Raw genomic sequence first — 23285 nt, forward strand, 5'->3', positions numbered from 1 at the left:
GAATGCTGACCGAGGCATTCTGGAGGGACTTCGGATCACCCGGCCTGTTGCGGGCCATTGGGTCTTCCTTGACGGAATTGTCCGACTCCCCGCAGCGCATCGCGGTCGGTCTCAGCGGCGGCGCGGATTCCGCCATGCTCGCCGTCCACGCGGCGCTCCATGCCCGCCGTCATCGGCTGGAATTGCATTTTTTCCATGTGCATCATGGCCTGCAGGCGCCTGCGGACGCCTGGCAGGCGCACGTGCATGATCTGGCCCTCATGCTTCGGGTTCCATGCCACGCCTACCGGGCCCGGGTCATGCTGGGGCGGGGCGACGGCATGGAGTCCGCAGCCCGCGACGCGCGCTACCTTGCCTTCGTTGAACTGGCCCGGACGGCAAACCTCAAGCACATCTTGCTGGCGCACCATGGCGACGATCAGGCCGAAACAGTGTTGCTGCGGCTGCTGCGCGGGGCCGGACCGGCCGGCATGGCGGCGATGGCCCCCATGAGCGAGCGTGATGGCTTATGTTATTTGCGTCCCTGGCTGCAGCAGGACCGGGCCGCCATTCTGGAGCAGGCCGAATCGTTTGCCAGGCTCAGCGGCTGGGCGCCGGTCGTCGACCCGACCAACACCGACGATCAATACACGAGGGCCGCCGTTCGCGAACGCCTGGTGCCGGAGCTGAACGCGCGCTGGCCGGGCTGGAAGGGCAACTTGCTGCGGCATGCGCGCCAGAGTGCGGACGCCGGCATGGTCTTGTCCGAAGTCGCGGCCCAGGACTTCCTTGGCTTGGAGCCCTCGGCCGATCGACTCAGCTTCTCGCTGTCCGCCTGGCGCCGGCTGTCCGAGCCACGCCAGGCCCTGGTATTGAGGCATTGGCTGTCGCTGCTGGGCAAGCGCATGCCCACCGACGCGCGCTTGCAAGAGCTCATGCGTCAGTTGCGGGGTTTGCACGCAATGGGCAACGATCGGCAGATGCGGCTCAAGCATGGCGACGCCTGGATAAGCTGCGTACGGGGCAGGGTATGCATCGCGCCGGTGCAAGCCCCGCCGTCCGTCGGCACCGGCGCCCCTTAGCGCTCAAGCGTCGTTTGTGAAAAACGGTAAAATAGACCGCTTTGCCTTGGCAAAACCGGTTTTTGCCGCAGGGCGAATGCATTTGGTCCTGAAAGCGACATAATCCCGGTGCGCGGGAGCATCAGCGCGCCTTTTTAACACAGAGTAAACGATGTCCCTGATTGTTCACAAATACGGCGGTACGTCCATGGGCTCGGTAGAGCGCATCCAGAACGTGGCGCGACGCGTGGCCAAGTGGCACGCAGCCGGCCATCAGGTGGTTGTGGTTCCGTCGGCCATGTCGGGCGAGACCAACCGTCTGCTGGGGCTGGCTAAAGAAATTACGCCGCAGCCCGATACCCGCGAACTCGATATGCTTGCCGCGACAGGGGAGCAGGCCAGCAGCGCATTGCTGGCCATGGCCCTGATGTCGCAAGGCGTCGCCGCCCGCAGCTATGCCGGCTGGCAGGTGCCTGTGCGCACTGACTCCTCTTACACGAAAGCGCGCATCCGCTCCATAGACGAAACACGGGTTAAGGCGGATCTCGACGCCGGGCGCGTGGTCATCGTCACGGGTTTCCAGGGCATGGACGAAGACGGGAACATCACCACGCTGGGACGCGGAGGTTCCGATACGTCAGCCGTTGCCATGGCCGCGGCGCTGAAAGCGGACGAGTGCCTGATCTATACCGACGTCGATGGCGTGTATACCACCGATCCGCGTGTGGTCCCCGAGGCTCGGCGCATGACGGTCGTGTCGTTCGAGGAAATGCTCGAAATGGCGTCCCTGGGATCCAAGGTCCTGCAAATCCGCTCGGTCGAGTTCGCCGGAAAATACCACGTGCCCGTCCGCGTCCTGTCGTCGCTCACCGACCCCCTGATTCCGCTCGAAGAAGAAATGGTTTCGGGCACCCTTATTACTTTCGAGGAAGATCAAAAAATGGAATCCGCCGTTGTTTCGGGCATAGCCTTCAGCCGTGACGAGGCCAAGTTCACCCTGCTTTCCGTGCCCGACACCCCGGGTGTCGCCTATTCGATTCTCGGCCCCGTCGCCGCAGCCAACATCGACGTCGACATGATCCTGCAGAACCAGTCGGTCAAGGGCACGACGGACTTTTCCTTCACTGTGAACCGGAACGATTTCCTGCGCACCCAGGACCTGCTCAAGAACCAGATCGGCCCCGCCGTCGGCGCGTCCGAAGTGGTGTCCGACGACAAGGTATGCAAGGTGTCCATCGTGGGTATCGGCATGCGCAGCCACGTTGGCGTCGCCAGCCTGATGTTCCGTACCTTGTCGGAAGAAGGCATCAATATCCAGATGATCAGCACCAGCGAAATCAAGACGTCGGTCATCATCAACGACAAGTACATGGAACTGGCGGTGCGCGCCCTGCACAAGGCGTTCGAGCTGGACCAGGACAAGACTCAGCAGGCCTGAGGGCGCTGACCTGGGGGCGTCGGTCCTGATATGATCGACGCTTTCGCTCATTGCGGGCGCATCGCCAGCACAAGCAATATTATCGTGCTAGAATGGCGGCCTGCTTCAGGAGACGTGGCCGAGAGGTTGAAGGTACTCCCCTGCTAAGGGAGCATACGGCTTATACCCGTATCGAGGGTTCGAATCCCTCCGTCTCCGCCAGTTGTGTATAACCCATTGATCTTAAAGGAACATCTTTAAAATCAATGGGTTATTTTTTGATTTTCTATACAAAGGTGCTACACAAAGACGTTGGAGGATTGCTGCGGTGAGTAAAGGGGAATCTACTTTGCCAGCGCTACCCACCGGCTTAACCAGGCACAAAAACGGCACGTATTATTTGCGGCGCCGTATACCTGCAGATCTGCTTAGTTCCTATGACGGAAAGAAAGAGATCGGCGAGTCACTTAATACAAAAAACTATAAAGACGCGGTTGAACGCTTTTATGTGCGCGACGCACAAATACAAACTGATTGGCGGGAGAAGCGTCAGCGGTTTGTGGACATACAAGTTGCTCGTGAGCTGCGCGGGCTAGAGGTCCTGCGTGAGCTATCCGAAGACGACATAAAGCGCGTCACTGACCAATTTGAAGCTGAGTCGCTCGCCGGTGATGAACAGAGGCGAGAAAAAGGTCATTACCAGCTGGATGACATACACGAGTATCAGGGCGCCTATAGCGACGTGTTGCCATTGTTGAAAGCGGCTGTCGCAGTGGGTGATATTCGGATCGTTGCGCCGGCTTTATCGCAGTTTTTGTACTTGCATAACTACGACAATCAGCTTTCTGAGCATGATTTCCGGCGTTTAGCGTTGGCTTACGCCCGAGCATCGATTCGCGTGAACGAGCAACTGCTGCGGCGATATGACGGTGAGGACGTACCGACACCTTCCAGCGTGAAAATATCAGGGCTGAAGCTCTGTGAGCTTGCTACGGAATACGTCACTAAATACGAAGCCAGTAATAAACTGGCAATGACGAAGAAAGTTAAGCTGGTGATTCCGATGCTCGTTGAGTCGACCGGTAATAAGCCGATTTCGGCTATCAAGCAAAGCGATATCAACCGGTTTTTCGAGCTTGTGCACGACCTGCCGCCGCGCTGGAGCGATTTGAGTCGCAAGAAAAAACAAAATTGGGTGGAAATTGCTAAGCAAAAGCTCGGTGAAATCGCGCCTGGAACCTTCGAAGATACTTACAAGGCCGTTATCAGGCGCTTTCTAGACTGGGCGATTACCAACTATCAGGATCGAGGGTTTCCGACCACGCTGACCACGAAATTGATTGAGTACGATGGGTCTCGCAAGGGGGGCGAAAACCACCAGCGCGCCTTTTCAACGACGGAGTTGGCGCGTTTGTTGACTGGCCCGGAGATGCGCAAGATGGCCGAGAATCCGGAAGATCATCATAAATTTTGGCTACCGCATCTTGGGCTTTTTACCGGCGCGCGCGTCAACGAACTGTGCCAGCTGCACCCCGAGCACGATATCTTGCAAGACTCAGAATCGAAGGTTTGGTATCTGCGCATCACGACTGAAGGAGAAGCAGTTGAGGGTGTGCGTAAGTCAGTGAAAACACCGGGGTCGGTGCGCTTGGTCCCACTGCACAGTGAGCTGGTGCAGCTAGGTTTTCTCGATTTTGTGAGACGTCAGGTGAGATCAAAACAGAAACTATTGTTTAGCCCATTTCGCCCGTCACGCGACAAGGCGTCGGGGGAAGCCGAGAAGTGGTTCAGAGAGTTTTTGCGAGAAACTGGTGTGCGTGATGAAACCCCCGGCGCAAAAATTACAGGCATGCATGCCTTTCGCTCAACGATTATGAACAGAGCGATGAATCAGCGTGTACAGGGAGTTGAAGCCATAACTGGACATGCTCACAATAGCAAAGAGGCTGCACGTCAGGAGAAGGAGCAGCAGGTGAGTCCAGTCGTTAAGAAATATCAAGGCGAGATGGCGGTAACCTCCAAGAGCGTAATTCTTGAACAAATTGGGTGGCCAGATCTCAAGCTTATCAAGCCTTGCGGTTAAGTTACTGACGTGGTGCGCTGGAGCAGTTCATACATAAGAAATCCCCCAAGACCCATGGGCTCTGGGGGATTTCACGTAATCAGTGCTGAAATTATTACTCTACGGTGCTCTAAGCAGCTGCAACGTTATCATGCTTTCTGCCAGTTTTTGTGGCTCAACCCGTTCAGGCAATAGCCTTACAGCCAAAGCCGCTTCGTATAGCCTGACAATCAGGTACTGCGTGGCAGGTGAGCTTTCCGGGACAGATCCAGTGGTCAGATGGGCCCAGTCGGGATCCGTGCAGACATACTCGAACGCGCGGGGCAGGTGTGCGGTGATGGCGTCCTGAGCCTCATACATGTCTTCAGGGCTGACGATGTCAGCAAGTGCCAGCACGGTAAGCCTGGGTACACCCAGATACCTTGCGCAGGCTCGCGTGAAGTCGTCTGCGCCCCGGCTTAGGTTGCGCCGTCCTGAGCGTAATTGGCTGTAATAAGTCGGCCTTGAATAATCCCCGCAACCCGCATAAACACTGATGATTGGGGCAATTTCCGATACCCGGAACTCCCGGCTTGTTGTCCAATAGAGGTTGTTTTCTGGGAGTTTGATTGCGATGTTTGCCTGCCCTGCCACCGATGACTTTTTCCGTGCCCGTATCGACCAAATGATCGACCTGCGCCATCCGCTGGCAGTGCTGGCCTCGCGCATGCCGTGGCAGGAGATTGAGGCGGCGGTGGCGCACCGGTTCTTGCGCAAGGCGCACGACGGCGTGGCCATGCCGGACCTGGATTTGTTTGGCGAGAAGGTGCAGCGCCAGGTGTCGCGCAGCCATGCCGGGCGCCCACGCGTGCCTCTGCGGATCATGATTTCGCTGCTGTATCTGAAGCATGCCTTCAACGAATCAGACGAAGGCGTGGTGGCCCGTTGGGCCGATACGCCGCGCTGGCAGTTCTTTTCGGGGCAGAGCTACTACGAGGATCGCCCGCCCTGTGACGCCACCACGCTGGTGAAGTTTCGCAAACTGCTGGGCGAGGACGGTGTAGAAGAGTTGCTGGCCCAGACCATCAATGTGGCCGTCGAGCTCAAGCTCATCAAGCCGCAGGAGCTCAGTCGAGTCATCGTGGACAGCACGGTGCAGGAGAAGGCCATCGCCCACCCGACGGACAGCCGGCTGCTGGAGATCGCACGGATCAAGCTGGTGGGAGCAGCCAAGGATGCCGGCATTGCGCTCAAGCAGACCTTTGCCAAGGAAGGCGAGCAACTGAGCCGCCAGGCCGGGCGCTTCGCTCATGCACGCCAGTTCAAGCGGATGCGCCGGGCGATCAAACGTCAGCGAACCATCGTCGGGCGGCTGGCCCGCGAGATCGACCGCAAAGCCAGTGCGATGGGGCAGGCCGTGCGCGAAGCACTGGACGAGGTGTTGGGCAAGGCCCAGCGTATTGGGGCTCAGAGTGCCCAGCGCACGACTGTCGACGGCCAGCCCAAGCTGTACGCCTGGCACGCCCCGGAGGTCAGCTGTATCAGCAAGGGCAAGGCGCGCCGGCCTTACGAGTTTGGCGTGAAGGTGGGCATTGCCAGCACCTTCAAAGGCAACCTGATTGTGGGGGCTCGGGCGTTTCATCGTAATCCGTATGATGGCCACACGCTGAGTTCCCAACTGGAGCAGGCCACCATTCTCATGCAGGACTGTGCCGCCGCGCCTGAAACGGTCTTTGTTGATCTGGGCTACCGGGGCGTCGATGCCGAGAATCCCGGCGTACGCGTGGTGCACCGGGGCAAGCCCAAGCGCTTGACGGCACAGGAAAGACGGCAGCTCAAGCGACGCCAGGCCATCGAGCCGATCATCGGACACCTGAAAGCGGATCACCGGATGGACCGCTGTCACTTGAAGGGCGAATACGGCGACCGGCTGCACGCGGTGCTGTGCGCGGCGGGCTACAACATCAAGTGGCTGCTGCGCATGATCGCCAAGAAGGGCGTGCCCTTCCTGAGGGCGCTTTTTTTGCGCCTCGTGAAAGGCACGATGCCACGCTGGTTCTGGCTGGCCTTGGCTGCGAGCCGGCCTGGTGACCGCTTGAATGACAGTCTCGGCGTTCGGAAGCTGTGGCTCTTGGCGGCATGAAACGCCCGAATGACCGTTGAAATGAATATTTCAGGACCGACTAATAAGGATAAGAAAAGTTCAAGTACCGGCACATTTCCTGGAGAGTGTGGCCGAGTTGGCGGGCGCGGTTTTGCAGCGCTGCAAACAAGGGCTCTCCTCTGACTTCATCCTTAAGGGTCTGAACATCCAGGTCGCCTGTCCATGCTGGCACATCGTCAGGCAGCGTGGGGTGTGTGCGTTGGTGTTTACTTTTCCTGGCCGCCCGTACGGCTGATAAGTCTGTCGTTTTCTCGTTCATATCCTTTGGTCTCGCTATTAGGTTCTTTGATGGGCGCACTGCGTCCGGATTCATGCCGCCAAGAGGCGGCCTGTTTTGTATAGCGACCAAGATTTGTTGAGTTTGTGGATGCAGTCAGTCGTGAGTGCGAAGCCGGGCATGGTCGTGGAGAGCGGGATTGCGGCTGTCAGCAACGGGGAGAGATGGGAAGAGAGGGCTGCGGTTTGAGGCTAGTGTGAAGGTGTTAGGGTAATCCCCCCATATTTAGCAGTAAGCGGCAGTAGAATCGGTTAAATATTTACTGGCTAGTTTTTGTTTGGGGGTGATGCCGCCCAGTGCCATGTTGGGCCTCTCATTGTTGTAGGTCCAGAGCCAGGCGGTGGCGCCAAGCTGAACTTCGTCCAGACTGCTAAACAGGTTTTGGGCGAGCCAATCATAACGCACGGTTCGGTTGTAGCGTTCGACATAGGCGTTTTGCTGTGGGTTTCCGGGTTGCGTGTGGATCAGCGTAATGCGTCGCCTGGCGGCCCATTCGAGCATCGTTTTACCGATGTATTCCGGGCCATTGTCGCATCGTAAACAAGCCGGCTTGCCGCGCCATTCGATGATCTGATCCAAGGCGCGCGTCACGCGCTCTGCCGGCAGTGAAAAGTCCACCTCAATGCCTAAACCCTCACGGTTAAAGTCATCGACAACGTTAAGCAACCGGATACCGCGACCATCGGTCAGTTGATCATGCATAAAATCCATTGACCAGACCTGGTTGATATCGGTGGCGGTGCCCAGCGGATCGGGTCGCTCGCGCACGAGGCGTTTCTTGGGTTTAATGCGCAGGTTCAGCTCCAGTTCGCGATAGATGCGGTACACCCTTTTGTGGTTCCACGTAAAGCCCTTGATGTTGCGCAAGTACAGGAAACATAAGCCAAATCCCCAGTTCCGTTGGGCTGTCGTTAATCGAATCAACCAGTCGGCGATGACCTCGTTTTCATCGGCGTGTTTGGCCTGATAATGGTAGGCGCTTTCGCTGATGCCAAACGCCTGGCAGGCCAGGCGGATGCTGGATTTAAAGCGATCAATCGCACGCCGCGCCATCTCTTTGCGTCGAGATGGCGCTACCACTTTTTTCGTAGCGCTTCCTGCACCATTTCAGCCTTCAGGCGCTCTTCGGCGTACATCTTCTTAAGCTGCCTGTTTTCAGTCTCAAGTTCCTTCAGGCGTGCCATCATCGAGGTGTCCAGGCCGCCATACTTGGCGCGCCACTTGTAAAAGGAGGCGCTGCTCATGCCGTGTTCACGGCACAGTTGCGGCACCGGTGTGCCGGCTTCGGCTTGTTTGAGGATCGCCATGATCTGGCTGTCGGTGAATCGGGCTTGCTTCATTGCTTGAATTTCCTTGTTGTGGAAATTCTACTTCAGCTCACTGCGGTTTTACGGGGGGATTACCCAAGCATGCCGGTGTGTATTGTCTGGGCTACCCCCTTCATGTCTACACTTATGACGTCGAGGGTATGTGCTATCAGGTCAAGGCCTGGCGTGACGATGACTTGTATCAAGTGTACGAAGTGTACAAGCCAGCCTATGGGCCAGGGTACGATGACACGTCTGTGTACTTCTTACGAACAGGGAGAGGCAGCATTAAAGTTTGGCGAGGCAATTTGCCCCTCTCCTCGGACGTCGACCAATGGTGGGGGACTGTCACAGCTTTGATGGACGGCTCTAACGAGTAGTAATCCCAGCCGCTGGCCGGATGCGATCCGTGCATGCGGCTAATCACAACCGAATACCCGCGCCACCCTGGTGACCAGTCTGTTGCTGATGGAGCACTGGCATGCTTGGATCGGTGCCCCGGCGATGATGGCCGACGCCATGCTCGACCGGATGCTGCAACAGGCTCACCGCCCCGTGCTAGAGGGAGAATCGCTGCGAACGTCCGAGCGGCCTAGCGGCGCCTTGCCGAGCCCTTGATCGGGCTCGTTATCTGCCCATTCCTCGACCCCGCTTCCGGGGACGAAAATCCCTTCAACATACAATAAAATCCGCGCTTGAGCCGGCCGACCACCACCAAGGTGGTTACGATCGACGGGAATGCCACGATAGGTATAATTCTGTATCTTTATGTATGGTCAATATAACCTAATCGGGCTTTCGTAGACTGAGGTGGAAAGATGCAATGAGTCTATGGATTAATGTCCTATCGAAAGTAGTCCTATCGACAGTAGCTAACCAAGTTGACAGACTAGTCTCCAAGAAGCTCAGTGATTTTGGTCACAGCGCTTCTTATAAAAGCCATGATGAGCCGATTGACTCGGATGGTTTCGTAGAACTTTACGGTCAGACGCTGGGGAATGAAAGTAGGGAGCCGGGTTCTATTCACTCCGGCCATGTTGTCTATGTGGGACCGAAATTCGTAAAGGTTGAAGCTCCAGGGTTGGCTGCTGTTGTGTTTCTTGGTGAGCTATCCGACGCATTTGTGGACTGCGCGGCTGATGTGGTGGGAGATGGCGACGAAGTACAGTTTGTTCTTGTAGAACCTAGTACAAAGAAAGAAGGTGAATGGATCGCCAGCATTTCAGCTGTTCCGGAAGCCCGGTTACGTCAATCTCTTTCTCAGTTGGCGGTTGGCGATGTGCTGGAGGGCTCCGTCGTTCGCATCGAAGATCGTTATGTGCAGATGGATTGCAATGGTATCAACGCCCGCGTTCCTAGGGAGGCCCTGTCATGGGGCAGGATACGGCATCCCATTGATGCGGTCAGTCTGCATCAGCGCTGCAAAGGTAAGGTTCATCACATCAATCTCCCAAAGAACTGGCTGCGCAGGAAAAGTGATAGAAATGCGCATGTGATTCTCAGTGTTCGGGATTGTGTACCTTTTCCAGCGTCTCCGTTTGTGGATATGTTCTTGAGCGCACAGCCGTTTCGGCTCTGGGCTGCTGTAAAAAAACCCGCAGATTGCGACGCCGTGGTGCTGTACGTTTTACAGGAAATCGATGCGGGTCGGTCTATATGCGAGATAAGCGAGATCACAGGGTTGCCAACGCTATCTCTGCAGGCGATTTTCCAACTTCTAGAAAGCAAAGGGCTGGTTCTCGGAGAGGAGGTAACTGCGCGAGGTAAGGCGATTTCCAGGGCTCTATGGCTTGTGGCGTCAGCCAATGCCGAGCCTGTTCTTGGTATGTTCGTAAGTGCCGCGCCGGTGCAGTTGCGTTTTTTACCTGCGAGTAACGAATATCTTGAATGTGACTACCCAAGAGCCTGGCCACCTCCACCCTATAACAAGAAGGAAGAAGCTTCGCTGTCTTCCCTCTCCGATGAATCTCTACCTTTGAGCATTTTCTTAGATTGGAGCTTAGACGGTCGTAGGGAAGAGTTGGCTGCCTTGTGGGCAGATAGTGCTGTAACGGTGTTTACCCGCCGCGAAGGGAATCGGCCATGGAGGGCTATCAGGCTGAAGGTGCCTGAGTACTGGATTCTGGCGGGTATGTGGGCTGCATTTGAGCCGGTCGGAAAGTTCCCTTTTTGTCCTGAGGGCATGCCTGACTACGCTCGTAATCTGTTGCTGGTGAAGTTAAACCTGGAGACGCAACCGGAGCAGGGCGGAGCTCATTACGTTATTTATTTCGAACCTTCAACAAATACTTGCTGGAAAATCATCAATTCTGGTGCCTTTTACGAGAGGCAGCATGCCAACAAATCTTTTCCTGAGTTACCACAAGTCACAGGCCTTGGTTTGAACCTTCCTAATGATGCAAGCGTCGAAATCACGCCTGTATGGGTCAGTATAGAGATCAAGGTCTGAATGCAAGCTCCAAAACATGCAATTCGCTTCGCCAGTCAGCTTGCTATTCAGATAGCTAAGCATGGAGTTAGGAAAGGAGCTGCAAACGCCGCCGCTAAAGCCAATCCAGTCCTTATGGTGTTAGAAGCTGCAGCCAGTGTTGCGGATGCAGTGGATTCATTTTTTCAGTACAAGGCGGCGGTCGTACACCGCGACAACCTCAAAAAACTGATTCCTTTAGAGACAGAACGCTTGAGAACAGAGCGTGAAACTTTGCGTCTTGAAATTCAGCGTGTGCGCGAAGAGTTACAGCAGCATCGGCAGACGCAAGTGCGCCTAAACAGGTTGGTGAGAGCCTGTGCATCGAACTTGCGGCTAGCATGGGATGAACTGGAAAACCTTCGACAAGCTGATTTGCCTGAACTGGATATTATTGATAAGCAAAGTGAGCAGCTTGAAGAGGCATGGCACTCTTTTCAGCGAGCCTTGGCATATTACAACGAATCAGCCAATTTAAATGGATAAAATTAATGTCAATTTCCAATATCAAGTTGCCTAAGCAAATGAGTGGGGCTGGGCTTTCCACCGAATATAAGTCGACTGAAGATCCAAGAGTAGAAGTCGAGAAAGTCAAGCGTGAGGCCGGCAGGGAGCAAGGTCAACTTGAAATTATTAAAGAAACTATCGGCTTGTTTGGTTCCTTTTTGGATGTGGTTAAATCGAATCAGAATCTTGAAAGTAAGCGTGTTGAATGGGAAAGCCGTGTTGCGGCTGCACAGTCTGAGGTAGAGAAAGCGCAGGTAGAGTTGCAGAAAGAAAGAGAGCTCACAACTCGCCATTCAGGGGACCTACAGACTGTTCGCGTAACGCAACAGAGTCTGATTGCTTTTTTTGATCAGCTCATGGAGGAAATGTCCGATCCCGCGGTGGATACAGAAACACGCAACGCATCCAGGAAATCCCTCCTCGCCCTGGCTGAGCAAATGGTAAAGCTGAAGGCGTGATCTGCTGATGTTGTTGCTGCTTCTATCTGCCGGTATCAGTCTGACTGCGACTGCTGTTTCATGGGTAAATGGGCATCGTACGGCCAAGGTCCAAAAACAAATTCAGTCACTTGAGGTCAAGCGACAGCAGTTGTACCAAGAGGATGCCTCTCAGCGAGTGCAGATGCTGATTCCGTATTTGGAGCAATTGGCAGAGATTGTGTCGGATGAACTGGCGGTGCGTTATGCGGTCGAGGCCGACCTATACGGATGTATGCAGAGGGCAACTGCTTTACGAAATAAACGCTTTGGTTCGCTTGAAAGCGACGCTGTACGGCGTCTAACGCTAGAGCTTGAATTGTGTTTGAGTCAAGTACAAGCCGAGCGTGTCTATCTTCAGACGCTGCAACAATCAATCCAATCTTTGGATCCTGCAAGTAGTGAGATACCTGCGCCAGTTGCGCTGGAGTTACCCGCAGATTTTCCGAGAGACGGGGCATACTTGCAGTTCGCCTCAGAGGTTCCTGATCGCCTTCACGGATACCGCCTGGACGTTGTCGATTCAACAGAGTCGAATAAGGCCGGTGGCCTGCTGTTTCAGGTTGATCATCAACGAAAAACAGCAAAATTTTCTTCCTCATTGTGCCTGTTGCATGAGGCCAATATATCAGGCGGGCGGATTCCGTTGCGGGCGAAAGTGGTGCGGCGTGACTCTGAAGGCGTGCATCTGGAAGCAAGTGGCATATCGCTTTTACTACCAGGAACTTCACGAAACGAGGAGTTTTTGCCGGAAAGCGAGGTGGAAATCTACGCCGCTAATTGGACGATGAGCGAATTAAGCAGAGCAAGTTTGCAGCGGCCTTTGCGGGTAAGAGCGTATCCACCTGCTGATGGAAGTGGTAACCGCTGGTCCTGTATTCCGGTTGCTATCAAAAACGAGCAGTTTGAATCACTGGCCCACGCCGTGAACGCCCTCGATCCTTTAGCGAAAGACGAACTACCCTGGCGGGTGTATATGCTCCCAGCGGGTGAGTTAGTGTTTTCTATGGGTACGGTGTCCATTATCACGGCGCCCTCGATCGCTTCGAAGTCATTTAAGCTATCGGAGGTGCGTATGCGAGCCGAGGTGCCCGCTGTCTCCGTGAGAGTGCATGCGGATTTATGGTTTTTTGTTCCAGGGTCTGAAGACGAGAATGAAGTAGAACGCGCGCAGTTCTTGCCTTTTCTCAATGCGGTCAACGACGAATTGCAGACTTCACATACCCGCCGGAACGAACAGCATACAGCTTTGCGCTTGCGCAAGATGTCGATGATTTATCAAGATCAGGAGAATTATTTCCGCGAGACCCGGTCCATCGGAGTCATGACGTTTGCACACGATAAAGCCGGTCGCTCTGTATCAGTTGTAGTGCTTGAATCGCACCTACCTGAATGGCTGATTGCGGCCGTGCAGGCTCCTGCGGTACATCGGTTGCGAGCTTGTGGGCCGCACACCGTTTGGAACATCAAATCTGCGGAGTGGGCGAACGAGCGGCTGAGCTTGCTTCGCTTGGAAATTTCGGTGTCCAACACAACCTTGACGCGAGACGCTGATCTTCAAGGGATTCATCGACTGGAGCTGGCTTATGAGGGCATGCAGCAGCAAACCCTGTCTCAGGCGCTGGAGCGAACTATTACGGGTCGTTTTGTTTCTGCGGGAGTGCATGCGACGCTCCTCGGTTTGTCCGGTAATGCAGTCCCTAACAAGCATTATGGTAGCGACGCAGTTGATCGTTCGTTGCGTAGAGATACGGATGTGCTTGCCATCTGGGGACCACCTGGAACAGGAAAAACCACGACCTTGATTAAATGGTTGTCGTGGCTTTTCCATCCGGAAAAAAGGGATTCATGGCCTACCATTTTGCTGACGGCTCCTACGCATGTTGCTGTGAATAAGCTGTTAACCGACTTGTTGGAGAAGGCCCCTTGGCTGGCTGATGAGAGTGTTCGTTATTGCAGCCCTGATCGTATAGCCGATACCGGTTTAGAGACGGTGTGGCATCAGGAATTGATGTCAACACTTGATCCGGAGCGGCGGGTCGTGGGTAGAGATATGCAGACTGACCGCTGGGAGAACTTGCTTAAAACTAGAGAAGGTAGAGAGGCGGCGGCGCGTTGGCTATTGGGTGCGAGGCATATCCATGCTGTCACCTGTACAGGGATGGCGCGGCGGGATTATGGCCTTTTGGGGCGCAACTTCGATATTGCTATTATTGATGAAGCTGGCAAGGCTTTTGGAGCAGAACTGATGATCCCATGCTCCGCAGCGCAACGAGTCTTACTCGTGGGTGATCACAATCAATTACCTCCGACGGTCACGAGTGATTCGCTCGATCCAAAAATCGGCTATCGCTTGCCATTGGAAGAAGTAAAGGAACTTCTGGAGCGTAATACATTTCAGGACACGTTCGAACAATTGCCCGCAGAAAAAAAAGCAATGCTGACCAAGCAATATCGTATGCATGTGCATATTGGGTCAGTAGTCAGCCAACTTTTCTATGACGGCAAGTTGGAATCGCACCGTACAGGCGGGGAGTGGTCGTTAACCCAAAAGCGCCTGACGTTTTTGGATTTCTCCAAGGTTTGGACCTATCGGCACAAGAGGGCGAAGTTTTCTGACTCACAAGAAAATCCTACGGAACGTGCCGTTTTGCGCGCTTTGCTTCAGGAGTTGAGCCAGAACAACCCGGGAACGATTCAGACGCTTCTTATTGTTTGTCCTTACAAGGCTCAAAGACTGGCCGTACAGCAGGAAATGCGTAAAGAGCGCTATAGTTTTCAGGTTGAAGCGGCCACTGTTGATGCTGTCCAAGGTGGTCAAGCAGATATGGTCATTCTTCTCATGACGCGTAGCTCTGGTTCTGTACAATTTTTATTAGATAGGCATCGCCTTAATGTTGCTTTGTCTCGTGCCCGAGAAGCCGTCATTATCTTGGGGCACGGGAGATGCCTGACCCGTACGCAGGGTGGGCCATTTGAGCGGCTGTTGGAGATAGGATCTCGCGAGAAAACGCTGCAACACATTTTTGTAGCACCTGAGGAAGAAAACTGGGGAGTTCTGGCTCAGAAGGTATCGCTTAGGTAGCGAATCACAGCCGAATATACGTCACCTCGAACGCCTTGCATGCCCGGTGTTGCTGCAAGCGGTTCGCAAAAGAGAAGGCGTCGTTCATTTCGTAGTGCTGGAAGATGTCCAGGCCACGGTCGAGCGATATTTTCCAGCCGTGGTCAGTGACGATGTGCCGGGCGTGCAGTGTCCCGGAGGTGTCGAAGGTCCAGGTGAAGTCGATTCCTGCGGCAGCGGCACCGGCTTGGATCTTCTCGAAGTTTTCTTTCTGCTGCTCGCCCTTGAACTCGTCTTCGACGGTCACTAGATGCACCGATACCTCTTCGTCGGGGGCTTTGAATTTGACCACGGTTTCCAGCAGTTCCATCAAATTGCGGATCTGGAAGAACAAACGGATGTAGGGGTCGGTGATCGTCAGGGTGGTGGCGCCTTTGATGTAGGGGCCGATCAGCTTGTCGTAGGAAATGCCTTTCTGGTTTTCCTCAAAGCTTAGATGCTGCTCTTTGAGTTCCGGCACCGTTGCGGCGATATTCTGTGCCGCCCCTACATGAGCGCCACCGTCAGAGGGGGCGGCGGGTGTGGCTTCACTTGCTGATGCATCAACAACTGCAACAATGTCACTTGTTTCCGCATCCTCAGCGCCATCATCATCCTTGCGATAAAGCGATGGATACTCCCGTTCTTCCAGAGTCGTGACAGCATGCTCTTTGCCCGCTGGATCGGTGTACATGAAGCGTACTGGCGGGTAGGTGGGGTCGATCCGCATGGTGTGGTCTTTGACCCGTTTGCGGCCTTCGATGGCCAGGCGCAGAATCTCTTCTATTTCTGCTGGGGTGGCTTCTCCGTGCGGGTAAAGAATCTTCATCAGTCCAGAGAAGGTCTTATGGATGCCGTCGCGGTCGCGGGTGGAGATGTCCGACGATAAGGTGAAGTGCTCCTGGTACCGGTGCGATTCGTCCTTGTTGCGCTGGTCGCGCAGGATCTCTGCCAGGTAGTCCACCACAAAGCCGTAGCCGCTGGAGAACATTTCGCTGCGGATGACATCCACCTCCCAGCCGGGGATGTAGAAGTGGATGCGATCCAGAAACGCTGAATCGCAGAATTTCTCTGGGAGATCACAGAACAGGTGTGCGTGGCGCAGCATCCAGGGCACGGTGTGCTGAGTGTTGCCGACGAAGGCCATGGACGCTTCTGCGCCTAGGGTTTCAACCCCGCGCGAGAACGACTTATTGGCCATGTAGTTCTTCATGATGTCGACCAGGGCCTTGTCCACACGCTTTTGCTTACCGGCGAATTCGTCGAAGGCGACGCAATCCCAATAACCCACCAGGCCCAGCTTGCCTGTGGAGTTGTTGACAAACAGCTTGGGCACGGTGACTTCACCACCCGAAATCAGCATGCCGTGTGGCGAGAATTCCGAGTAGATATGCGATTTACCAGTGCCCTTGGGGCCGAGTTCCATCACGTTGTAGTTACGTTCGCAGAATGGAATCAAGCGCACGAGCTGGGTCAGTTTGCTGCGGCGGCTGAAAAGTTCGGGGTTGAAGCCAATGCTTTGTATCAACAGGTCTATCCATTCATCTGTGCTGAACTGTCGCCGGGCCTGCGTATAGCCCTCAAAATCAAAGTGCGAAAGCTGAATAGGCTTTAATGAAGAAAGCAGCCAGGGGCTAGTGTTCTTGTCTTCTGTAGCCAGGTATTCAAGGTCGGCTATGCACCAGACGCCGCCCACCAACAGCTTGGGGTGGGTTTTGATGGTGCCGGGGTTGACCAGTACTTTTTTGATGCCCAGATTGGAGAACTCGGCTTCGTAGACGTCATCTTTATCATTCAGCGAGACACCGATCTTATCGATGACCTTGTGCCGGCCTTTTTCGCGGACGTTCGAGCGCACCAGCCCGGCTTCGTTGCGATGCACGTAATGCTGGGCAAGAATCTGCTTGACGGTTTCGATGCCGGTCTGGATGCTGGCTTCGTCGCTGGTGGCGCAGTATTGCCCTAGCAGGTATTCAAGGACATACGACGGCACGATAGCATTGCCCTTGACCGCCTTCACAAGATCCTTGCGCACGACCAGGCCAGGGAAGTGTTCGTTGATTTTCGTATCCAGTGCGTTCATCGTATGCCTTTACTTCAAAAATCGAAATCGCTGGTGAATGCGCGTCGAATCGTATAACGCAGCGATTTGTATATCGTGGTGTGCGTGGTGCCAGCGTATTGCTCGTTCAGTCGCAAGTTCACTTCCTGGCCGTTGGCCTGGTCTGCCTGACGGGTCAGCACAAAGCGTACGGGGACCTCTCGTTCGCGGGGGTTGTCGGATTCCAGATCAAAGCGTAGTTCGTGGCTATCGGAAATCAGCTCACCTTCATCGGTATAGATGCCCGCTTGCAGGACACGCGGTTGTGTTTTGTCGGTAACCGGTGTGGACTGGAAGAACGTGACAGCCAGTTGCCCGGAGGTAATAACAGAACTCGCGCCGCGCAAGATATCGACTTCCACCAAGGCGGTGTCGCTTTGGCGCTTCTTGTTTATCTTGAGTACCGGAATCACGACTTCCTGCAGTGTTGCGCCGCCGTGGACAAAACGGCTGCCCGAGCCCTGCAAGCGCAGCCGATTGATCGACTTGGGAATTTGTACTGTGATTTCGCCCTGCAGGCCAAGCTGTGATGGGACAAATGTGTGCACGCTAGGGTGGGGCTCCAACCCCTTGCCGAGCAAGAAGCGCCGGTTGCGGAACAGCACTTTGTCCCTGGATACGTTGGCGGCGAGAAAGTCGCTCTCGGCCAGTTCCCGGTTTTGATAGATGAAACCGTGGTCAGCAGTCACCAGGATGTTGCTGGCGTTCGCTGCGGTCAGCTTCTTTACCAACTGAATGATGTCACTCAAGGTGTCTTCGGCGGCATCAAACGCCAGGCCTTCCGACTGCAGCTTGTCGCCGGTGTGGTCAATACGGTTGTGATACAGGTACAGCACGCGATTAGCTTTCAGCACTTCGCGGCTTTCATCACGGTTCAGCGCCATGAAATCTTCCGCCTTCATGGCTTGCCCCAGGCCGCCTAGCGCCTGTTCCAGAATCTTGTTACGGTTAGCCGTGCCTTGTGTGCTGACGCCATCGACCAGCACCCCGGCCTGATCGTTATCAACGATTTCCAGGGTTTTGTGCGGCAGCAGGGCGGCCATGCCTAGCTGTGTGTAGCTGGGCAGCATGGCCAGGGCGGGTTGTAGCTCTGCGCCGTAGCGGTCTTCACGCCGGATCACGCTTAACAGTTCCTCGCCGATTTCATAACGCATCGCGTCGGACACAATCACGCACACGCGCGTGTCCTTATCCAGGAAGGGCTGCACCCAGTGCTTGAAGAAGTCGTCCTGGCGGCGGACCGGCAGGGCTTCCCAGTGCTTGGCGCCATCCACACAGGCTTGAAAGCGGTCGCCCAGCGTCAGCAGAAAATTATTGGTGTAGAGGTTCTCGATACGTTCGGCCAACGGCCCCATCAGCGATGTCTGGCCTGATTTACGTACGTTATAGATAAATTTGCGGTACTGGCGATCCAATACGTACCAGGTGCGGCTGTAACGCTGTACGCCATCGGCGATGCTGGACATTTCCAGCCGTGCATCGGCCAATGTCTGGGTGAATTGCGCCGCAATATCCAGAGCTTCATACAGGTGCTGGAACTCCCCGTACCAATGGCTTTGGCGACGTTGGCGCACCCATTGTGAAACGTCACCCGCCGCAACGGTCTGCCCAGCCACTTCGCGGACCAGGTCACTGAGGATTTTCAGGTCAATCAAGCGGAAGTAGTCCAGCTCCATCAATGTGCGGTAGTCGCGTGCGTCTAGATCCTGCTCGATGTCCAGTACCTGAGCACATTCTTGAGAAAGTGTTTCAAAGGCCTGGCCAAAGGGGCGGCTGTTCTTCCAGCGTTTCAGAAACACCAAGGCGTCGCCATTCAGCTTGATGGTGCCGTCTGTACCCATGGCGTAGCAGGATTTGAACAGCTCAATGGAAAAATCGCGCAGGCTTGGGTTTGCGGAGTGGTAGGCGAAGTGGCGGCTTGTCTGCTCCCACAGAAATGCATCGAGCTTGCAACGCGTAATCAGCCTTAACTTGTCGTCGTTGCCATCGGCTAGTTCCTGCAACAGCTGTTCCAGTACCGCATCAAGGCGCGCGTCACTGTCGGCGCAGACAGCCAGCATCTTGCTGCGGATCTGATTGGCTGTATCTTGTTTGTGCAGGATTTTTTTAAGCTCTTCCCGACGCTTGACTGCTTGAAAGAACTCGTTGTGTTCCTGTACCAGGGCCATGAATTCCGGGTCTGGGCTGAGCTCCATCTCAGACAGCCAGATGGCGTTCTGGTCGGTACGGAATTCCGCGTGGGCCAGCATGACGTCCAACAGCCAGTTATCCAGCTCGGCAGGAGCTGGGCCGTCGTGAAAGAGCAGAAACTTTTCTTCGGGGGCAGTGCGCAGAATCCGGTGCTTTACGCCAAATTCGTTATTGGCAAGCTCAATCGGCGTGACATCGGGCAGCGGCAGCGATTCAAAGTCGGCTCGGAAGTCTCCGTTGGCGTCATACCAGAACACAATCCGGTGCTTGGCGAACAGATTGCTCAGCGCTTGGGTGATTCTTGGATTGCTCACTTCGGTGTCTCTTTCAATTCAGCGATGATGGCGCGACCTTGCGCGGTCAGTTGCAGAGCGACTCTAGCCTCAGGTGCGGACTCTAGCCTCGACTCTAGCCCCGTTGCTGCTGACTCTAGCTTTCTTCCTACTTCGGGCATCAGTAAAGGCATATCAATCGTCCTTGGCTTCTAGGCCGGGGATTTTCTTCAGTGCTGTGCCAAATTTGGGGTAGTTGGCTTTAACGCCATCGTCCAGGTCAATCTCTATCTGCCGGGTGGCCAGAGGATAGAGCGTGTCGCGCTCGTAGGCATCCACTTCGGCAATCATCTTGCTGATTTTTTCAATCTCCTTGAGGGCCTTGGTTTTGTCGCTCTGGCTGGTGGAGGCGCTGATGCCCAGGGCTTCAAGGTGGTTCTTGCGCGCCAGCAATTTGGCACGGAACTCGCGCAAGTAGTCGTTCAGCACCACGCTGACGGTATCCGGGCGGTAGCGGTGCATGTAGATCAGCGCATTAAAGCTGCCCTTGGGGCTGGAGAACAGCCAGTAGATAGGCCGTTTCTTATAGCGCTTCAGGTGGTCGGTATAGAACTCGCTCAGGAGGTAATCGCGCAGGCTGTAATTGCGTTTGCCCTTGATGTTCAACGCTTCTTCAATAAAGCGCAGATTTTCTTCGTAGTGCTTCTCGCCAAAAGCCACGCGCAGGAAACGACGGAAACGCTCGGCGATGTCGTCAGCAAACCAGTCGCCATCCAGCATGGGGATGACATTATCCTTGTTCGGGGTGAAGGTCGGCTCGGGTACTTGTGCCAGGTAGTCAGCCAGCGTTTCGCCTTGGTTGGCCAGGATCAGGCCGGGCTTGTCCAGACTGTAGCGGCCAAACATGCAGCCCACCGCGTAAGAAATAAATTCCCGCATAGTATCGGCCAGCAGCAGGGCTTCCAACTCTTCATCTGTTTTATCGCCACCGTAGCGATAGTGGGGATTGCAGGTGAGGGTGATTTCCTTTAGCGGAACCTCGGGCGTGAGTTCGTCAGAAAGGCCGTAGGCGTCGATGAAGATGCTGTTGTTTTCTTCTTCGAGGTGCTGTGTTTTCAACACCATCCCGTGCCAGTGAGTACGGAGGTTCTGGTAGGAAGCCTTCAGGGTTGGCTGGTGGTAGTCGGGATTCAGCAAAGGCAGGCCTACGAAGGCCCAGGAGGTTTCATAGGAATCCCAATCTCCTTTTGCTAACTCAATCAATAATTCGGTCGAATATGTGACGGTTGGAATATTGACGGGAATTGCGTTGAGCCCGATTGAGCTGTAGTCAAGTGTCGGACAAAGTATATTTAAAAATTTCTGTGCTGCGTTACTGTTCAGCAAAGACAAGAGACCGTCCTTATTGACGGAAGTTGGAAATATGCAAGATCCCTTGGTATCAAAAAGAAACCCTGGAGAATTATATCTAGCCGAAAAAAGGCCGGAACTTAAAGATGAGTAGGTTATGTTTTCAAGAAAATAATACTCTTGATTCTTTAATCGCCCTCCTGGGCGAAGCTTACTGATCTCTTCTACAAATTCTTTAAGCTCCTTCCCATTATTTCTCCAGTTGACCACGTACTCATTATTTCCGAACCATCGGCGGAACTCACCGCCTTTATTATATGGATACCATTTCTCTTGCCTAGACTCAGATTCAATGGAATTCGTGCAGTCAAAGTACAGTTGAACTAAAGAAACTTCATGCCAGTAGCGCAAAAATCTACCATTATCAGAGGTTGCCATACCTTGCTTGGCGTCAGCGACATCTCGAAGTTTTTTCATTTCAAAATTTGAGAAAAGTGCATCACTAGCCCAATATGCGATTGGGCTCATCGGGATCTTTTCGAAGTCCGTCGCCGAAGCACGAAAAAAATACTTTTCCATACCCTCATCACGGCTGCTATGTTGGTTCTCACTCATTCTTTCTCTCTCGCCGGCGATACTTTGCGGCTGTAATCAATTTCAAATCCATCAGACACCGTTGTGAACAGTTTGGCTGGTGAGCGGTGACTGCTCTGGAACTTGCGCAGCGCTTGCACATCGATCTCGCCAACCACGCCATAGTCGGTCACGCCGCCTTTGATCCGCAATACATCACGCGCCAAACGGTCTTTGGTTGTGGCTTGAATGGGGCGAGTCATGTGATGCCCTCGAGTGGATTAGCGGCAACGGGATCCAGTCGACGTGCTGGCCATTTCGGGAAAACCTCATTCCATTTATCTAGAGTGACAACTTGACAGCTTTTCGCGAGAGCTTTTTTCCAGCGCTCAGGCTTTTGACCGATAGGCAACTCTCGCTTTAGCTCGTTGAGCATCCTGCTATTTAGTGCATTATCGAATGTCAGGACACAAATGTAGTGAACAGGCTTATCGACTTTACCCTCGGCATAACGATAAAGATGAGAGTCTCTGAATTTGTATTTCAGGTATCCTTTGAGCCACTTAAAACTATCTAGGCGATCCTTGCGTTCATCGTCATTCAAGGCCCTCGCCACGTCATACGCAGACGGATCGTCATAGTCTTTTATTTCGACGTAAATATACGCATCATCAAATTCGGCGACGATATCGACGCCCTTCATCGGTGCGCCGTGAAAGGTGGGCTTGTTTCTATCTTTTTCGTCAAACACATAGGCATCTATCGCATCAGAGAAGCGAAACTCAAAGCCATCGGCAGCAACGATTTTCATTTTCCCAGTTCTCCCATGTCATTCTCTATTTCCTGATTGATGAGATAGCCAAAGGCGTCATCAATGGGGTTTGGGGTAATGAGCAAATAATCATTGGTTTTTGATGCCGTGACATTTCTTGTGGATGTGTCGCGATAAAAGCTGAAGAACCGTACCTGGTCGCCCTTGCCCTTGTTCATCAGCAAGTCAAACCACTTGAGTAGCACATAGTCATGGGTGGCGAGGATGACTTGCTGGCCGTTGCGTGCCAGTTCTAACAGCACCAACACCAAATCCTTCATCAGCTTGGGGTTGAGGTTGGATTCGGGTTCATCCCACAGTAGTGGTCCGGTGGTGCCAGGGTTGAGGCTGCCATTGCTGAGCAGGCGCTGTAGCACGCCAATCTTGCGGAACCCTTCGGCTGTCATGCCGCTGGAAAGGTGCGGTTTGCTGACAGGCACGAATTTCCATTCGGTACTGTCCTGGTACATTTGCGCATGCTGGGCTTTGCTGTGCATGGCGGAATTCTTTTCAACGTAGCGGCCAGCCTCGAAGACGAAGCGACCATTTTCCAGCAGATATTGGCCGTCAATTAGGTTGGTCAGGCGAGGCACGATACTGGCAAAGCGCGGATCGTGCTGGACCTTAGCGTTCAGATCACTGGCACCTTCTTTTGCCAACTGGTTTGCTAGATCCAGATAGCCATCGTCGAAGATGCGCTCAATGGTAGGTAGGTCGCGTTGTTCAGCCGTGAGGCCTCGCACCAGAGACAACACCTCTTTGGTCGGAATGAAGATGGCGGGAGAAGCCTTACCTTGCGTGCTTGCGTTGACCTTGACCTCCGTGGCACTTCCGCTGAACTGGACGGTGATTTCATAGCCGGATGCAAAGGTGGCACTCAGCATGGCGTCACCGCGTTCACCAGCACGGCGTAGCTCGCCGACTTGCTCGCCCAACGGGTGATAAAGCCGACACAACTTGCGGGCGAGTTGTGCATCCGCATGTTCCTTACGGGCTTCCGACCCACTCAATGCCAGAATAGCTTTGAGTAATTGAGTTTTTCCTGTGCCGTTCTCGCCGATGAAAATGGTGATGCCTGGCGAAAAATCAATGCTCAGGTCGGTGAAGGCGATGAAGTTCTTTAGGTGTAGGCTAGTAATCATATCGCCCTCCTTGAGCGATGACGTTGGTCATCATCTTCTGCTCTTCG

General features: G+C 54.2%; 17 protein-coding genes and 1 tRNA gene. 10 read left to right on the forward strand and 8 right to left on the reverse strand.

Annotated elements, in window-relative coordinates; all coding sequences use genetic code 11:
- Positions 1–2: 2 nt before the first annotated feature.
- The 4 genes from tilS (at position 3) to ACSBPU_RS06720 (ending at position 4540) form a co-directional block, all read left to right on the forward strand.
- Complete coding sequence (gene tilS / locus ACSBPU_RS06705; RefSeq protein WP_442596622.1) at positions 3–1061, forward strand: tRNA lysidine(34) synthetase TilS; 1059 nt, start codon at positions 3–5, stop codon at positions 1059–1061.
- A gap of 151 nt (positions 1062–1212) precedes the next feature.
- Positions 1213–2478, forward strand: a complete 1266-nt coding sequence (locus ACSBPU_RS06710; RefSeq protein ID WP_180067837.1) for an aspartate kinase — start codon at positions 1213–1215, stop codon at positions 2476–2478.
- A 108-nt stretch (positions 2479–2586) separates the two neighbouring features.
- A tRNA-Ser gene (locus tag ACSBPU_RS06715) sits at positions 2587–2679 on the forward strand.
- Positions 2680–2785: 106 nt separating this feature from the next.
- A complete protein-coding gene (locus ACSBPU_RS06720) occupies positions 2786–4540 on the forward strand; it encodes a DUF6538 domain-containing protein (protein WP_442596624.1) in 1755 nt (584 codons plus the stop codon).
- Positions 4541–4639: 99 nt separating this feature from the next.
- On the opposite strand, the gene ACSBPU_RS06725 is transcribed toward ACSBPU_RS06720, so the two are convergent.
- Positions 4640–5152: a hypothetical protein gene (locus ACSBPU_RS06725; protein WP_442596626.1), complete on the reverse strand. Its 513-nt coding sequence runs from the start codon at positions 5150–5152 to the stop codon at positions 4640–4642.
- Here ACSBPU_RS06725 and ACSBPU_RS06730 point away from each other — a divergent pair.
- Complete coding sequence (locus ACSBPU_RS06730; RefSeq protein ID WP_442593432.1) at positions 5133–6641, forward strand: IS5 family transposase; 1509 nt, start codon at positions 5133–5135, stop codon at positions 6639–6641. The two genes, ACSBPU_RS06725 and ACSBPU_RS06730, sit on opposite strands and share 20 nt — an antisense overlap.
- A 523-nt stretch (positions 6642–7164) precedes the next feature.
- On the opposite strand, the gene ACSBPU_RS06735 is transcribed toward ACSBPU_RS06730, so the two are convergent.
- Positions 7165–8279 (reverse strand): IS3 family transposase gene (locus ACSBPU_RS06735; protein ID WP_442596550.1). Its coding sequence is split into 2 segments (ribosomal slippage): positions 7165–8027 and positions 8027–8279, totalling 1116 coding nucleotides; the frame shifts between segments, so codons are not numbered across the junction.
- Positions 8280–8693: 414 nt separating this feature from the next.
- On the opposite strand from ACSBPU_RS06735, the gene ACSBPU_RS06740 reads away from it, so the two are divergent.
- From ACSBPU_RS06740 to ACSBPU_RS06760, 5 genes are all read left to right on the forward strand, one after another.
- Positions 8694–8864 carry an ATP-binding protein gene (locus ACSBPU_RS06740; protein WP_442598259.1) on the forward strand — a complete coding sequence of 57 codons (171 nt, stop codon included), beginning with the start codon at positions 8694–8696 and terminating at the stop codon, positions 8862–8864.
- Positions 8865–9069: 205 nt separating this feature from the next.
- Positions 9070–10695 carry a S1 RNA-binding domain-containing protein gene (locus ACSBPU_RS06745; protein WP_442596628.1) on the forward strand — a complete coding sequence of 542 codons (1626 nt, stop codon included), beginning with the start codon at positions 9070–9072 and terminating at the stop codon, positions 10693–10695.
- Entirely contained in the window at positions 10696–11199 is a 504-nt protein-coding gene (locus tag ACSBPU_RS06750) for a hypothetical protein (protein WP_442596630.1), read from the forward strand.
- Positions 11200–11204: 5 nt separating this feature from the next.
- A complete protein-coding gene (locus tag ACSBPU_RS06755) occupies positions 11205–11678 on the forward strand; it encodes a hypothetical protein (RefSeq protein WP_442596632.1) in 474 nt (157 codons plus the stop codon).
- A 7-nt stretch (positions 11679–11685) separates the two neighbouring features.
- Positions 11686–14781 carry a DEAD/DEAH box helicase gene (locus tag ACSBPU_RS06760; protein ID WP_442596634.1) on the forward strand — a complete coding sequence of 1032 codons (3096 nt, stop codon included), beginning with the start codon at positions 11686–11688 and terminating at the stop codon, positions 14779–14781.
- A 4-nt stretch (positions 14782–14785) separates the two neighbouring features.
- Here ACSBPU_RS06760 and brxL read toward each other — a convergent pair whose 3' ends face one another.
- The 6 genes from brxL to ACSBPU_RS06790 all read right to left on the reverse strand — a co-directional run bounded on the left by brxL (position 14786) and on the right by ACSBPU_RS06790 (position 23238).
- The gene (brxL, locus tag ACSBPU_RS06765) at positions 14786–16882 is read right to left on the reverse strand and encodes a BREX system Lon protease-like protein BrxL (protein WP_442596636.1); all 2097 of its coding nucleotides are present in this window, start codon (positions 16880–16882) and stop codon (positions 14786–14788) included.
- A 14-nt stretch (positions 16883–16896) separates the two neighbouring features.
- A complete protein-coding gene (gene pglZ, locus ACSBPU_RS06770) occupies positions 16897–19404 on the reverse strand; it encodes a BREX-1 system phosphatase PglZ type A (protein ID WP_442596638.1) in 2508 nt (835 codons plus the stop codon).
- A 153-nt stretch (positions 19405–19557) separates the two neighbouring features.
- The gene (pglX, locus tag ACSBPU_RS06775) at positions 19558–21327 is read right to left on the reverse strand and encodes a BREX-1 system adenine-specific DNA-methyltransferase PglX (RefSeq protein WP_442596640.1); all 1770 of its coding nucleotides are present in this window, start codon (positions 21325–21327) and stop codon (positions 19558–19560) included.
- Complete coding sequence (locus ACSBPU_RS06780) at positions 21324–21548, reverse strand: hypothetical protein (protein ID WP_442596642.1); 225 nt, start codon at positions 21546–21548, stop codon at positions 21324–21326. Before ACSBPU_RS06780 ends, pglX begins: the two co-directional genes overlap by 4 nt.
- Positions 21545–22096: a hypothetical protein gene (locus tag ACSBPU_RS06785; protein WP_442596644.1), complete on the reverse strand. Its 552-nt coding sequence runs from the start codon at positions 22094–22096 to the stop codon at positions 21545–21547. The genes ACSBPU_RS06780 and ACSBPU_RS06785 overlap by 4 nt, the downstream gene beginning before the upstream one ends.
- Complete coding sequence (locus ACSBPU_RS06790) at positions 22093–23238, reverse strand: AAA family ATPase (protein ID WP_442596646.1); 1146 nt, start codon at positions 23236–23238, stop codon at positions 22093–22095. Before ACSBPU_RS06790 ends, ACSBPU_RS06785 begins: the two co-directional genes overlap by 4 nt.
- Between the last annotated feature and the right edge of the window lie 47 nt (positions 23239–23285).

The sequence above is a fragment of the Parapusillimonas sp. JC17 genome, assembly GCF_052180245.1.
GTDB lineage: Bacteria > Pseudomonadota > Gammaproteobacteria > Burkholderiales > Burkholderiaceae_B > Parapusillimonas.

Coding starts and splice junctions, on each gene's coding strand:
- tilS (WP_442596622.1), top strand. CDS start 3: ATGCTGACCGAGGCATTCTGGAGGGACTTCGGATCACCCGGCCTGTTG.
- ACSBPU_RS06710 (WP_180067837.1), top strand. CDS start 1,213: ATGTCCCTGATTGTTCACAAATACGGCGGTACGTCCATGGGCTCGGTA.
- ACSBPU_RS06730 (WP_442593432.1), top strand. CDS start 5,133: ATGTTTGCCTGCCCTGCCACCGATGACTTTTTCCGTGCCCGTATCGAC.
- ACSBPU_RS06745 (WP_442596628.1), top strand. CDS start 9,070: ATGAGTCTATGGATTAATGTCCTATCGAAAGTAGTCCTATCGACAGTA.
- ACSBPU_RS06750 (WP_442596630.1), top strand. CDS start 10,696: ATGCAAGCTCCAAAACATGCAATTCGCTTCGCCAGTCAGCTTGCTATT.
- ACSBPU_RS06755 (WP_442596632.1), top strand. CDS start 11,205: ATGTCAATTTCCAATATCAAGTTGCCTAAGCAAATGAGTGGGGCTGGG.
- ACSBPU_RS06760 (WP_442596634.1), top strand. CDS start 11,686: ATGTTGTTGCTGCTTCTATCTGCCGGTATCAGTCTGACTGCGACTGCT.
- brxL (WP_442596636.1), bottom strand. CDS start 16,882: ATGAACGCACTGGATACGAAAATCAACGAACACTTCCCTGGCCTGGTC.
- pglX (WP_442596640.1), bottom strand. CDS start 21,327: ATGAGTGAGAACCAACATAGCAGCCGTGATGAGGGTATGGAAAAGTAT.
- ACSBPU_RS06780 (WP_442596642.1), bottom strand. CDS start 21,548: ATGACTCGCCCCATTCAAGCCACAACCAAAGACCGTTTGGCGCGTGAT.
- ACSBPU_RS06785 (WP_442596644.1), bottom strand. CDS start 22,096: ATGAAAATCGTTGCTGCCGATGGCTTTGAGTTTCGCTTCTCTGATGCG.
- ACSBPU_RS06790 (WP_442596646.1), bottom strand. CDS start 23,238: ATGATTACTAGCCTACACCTAAAGAACTTCATCGCCTTCACCGACCTG.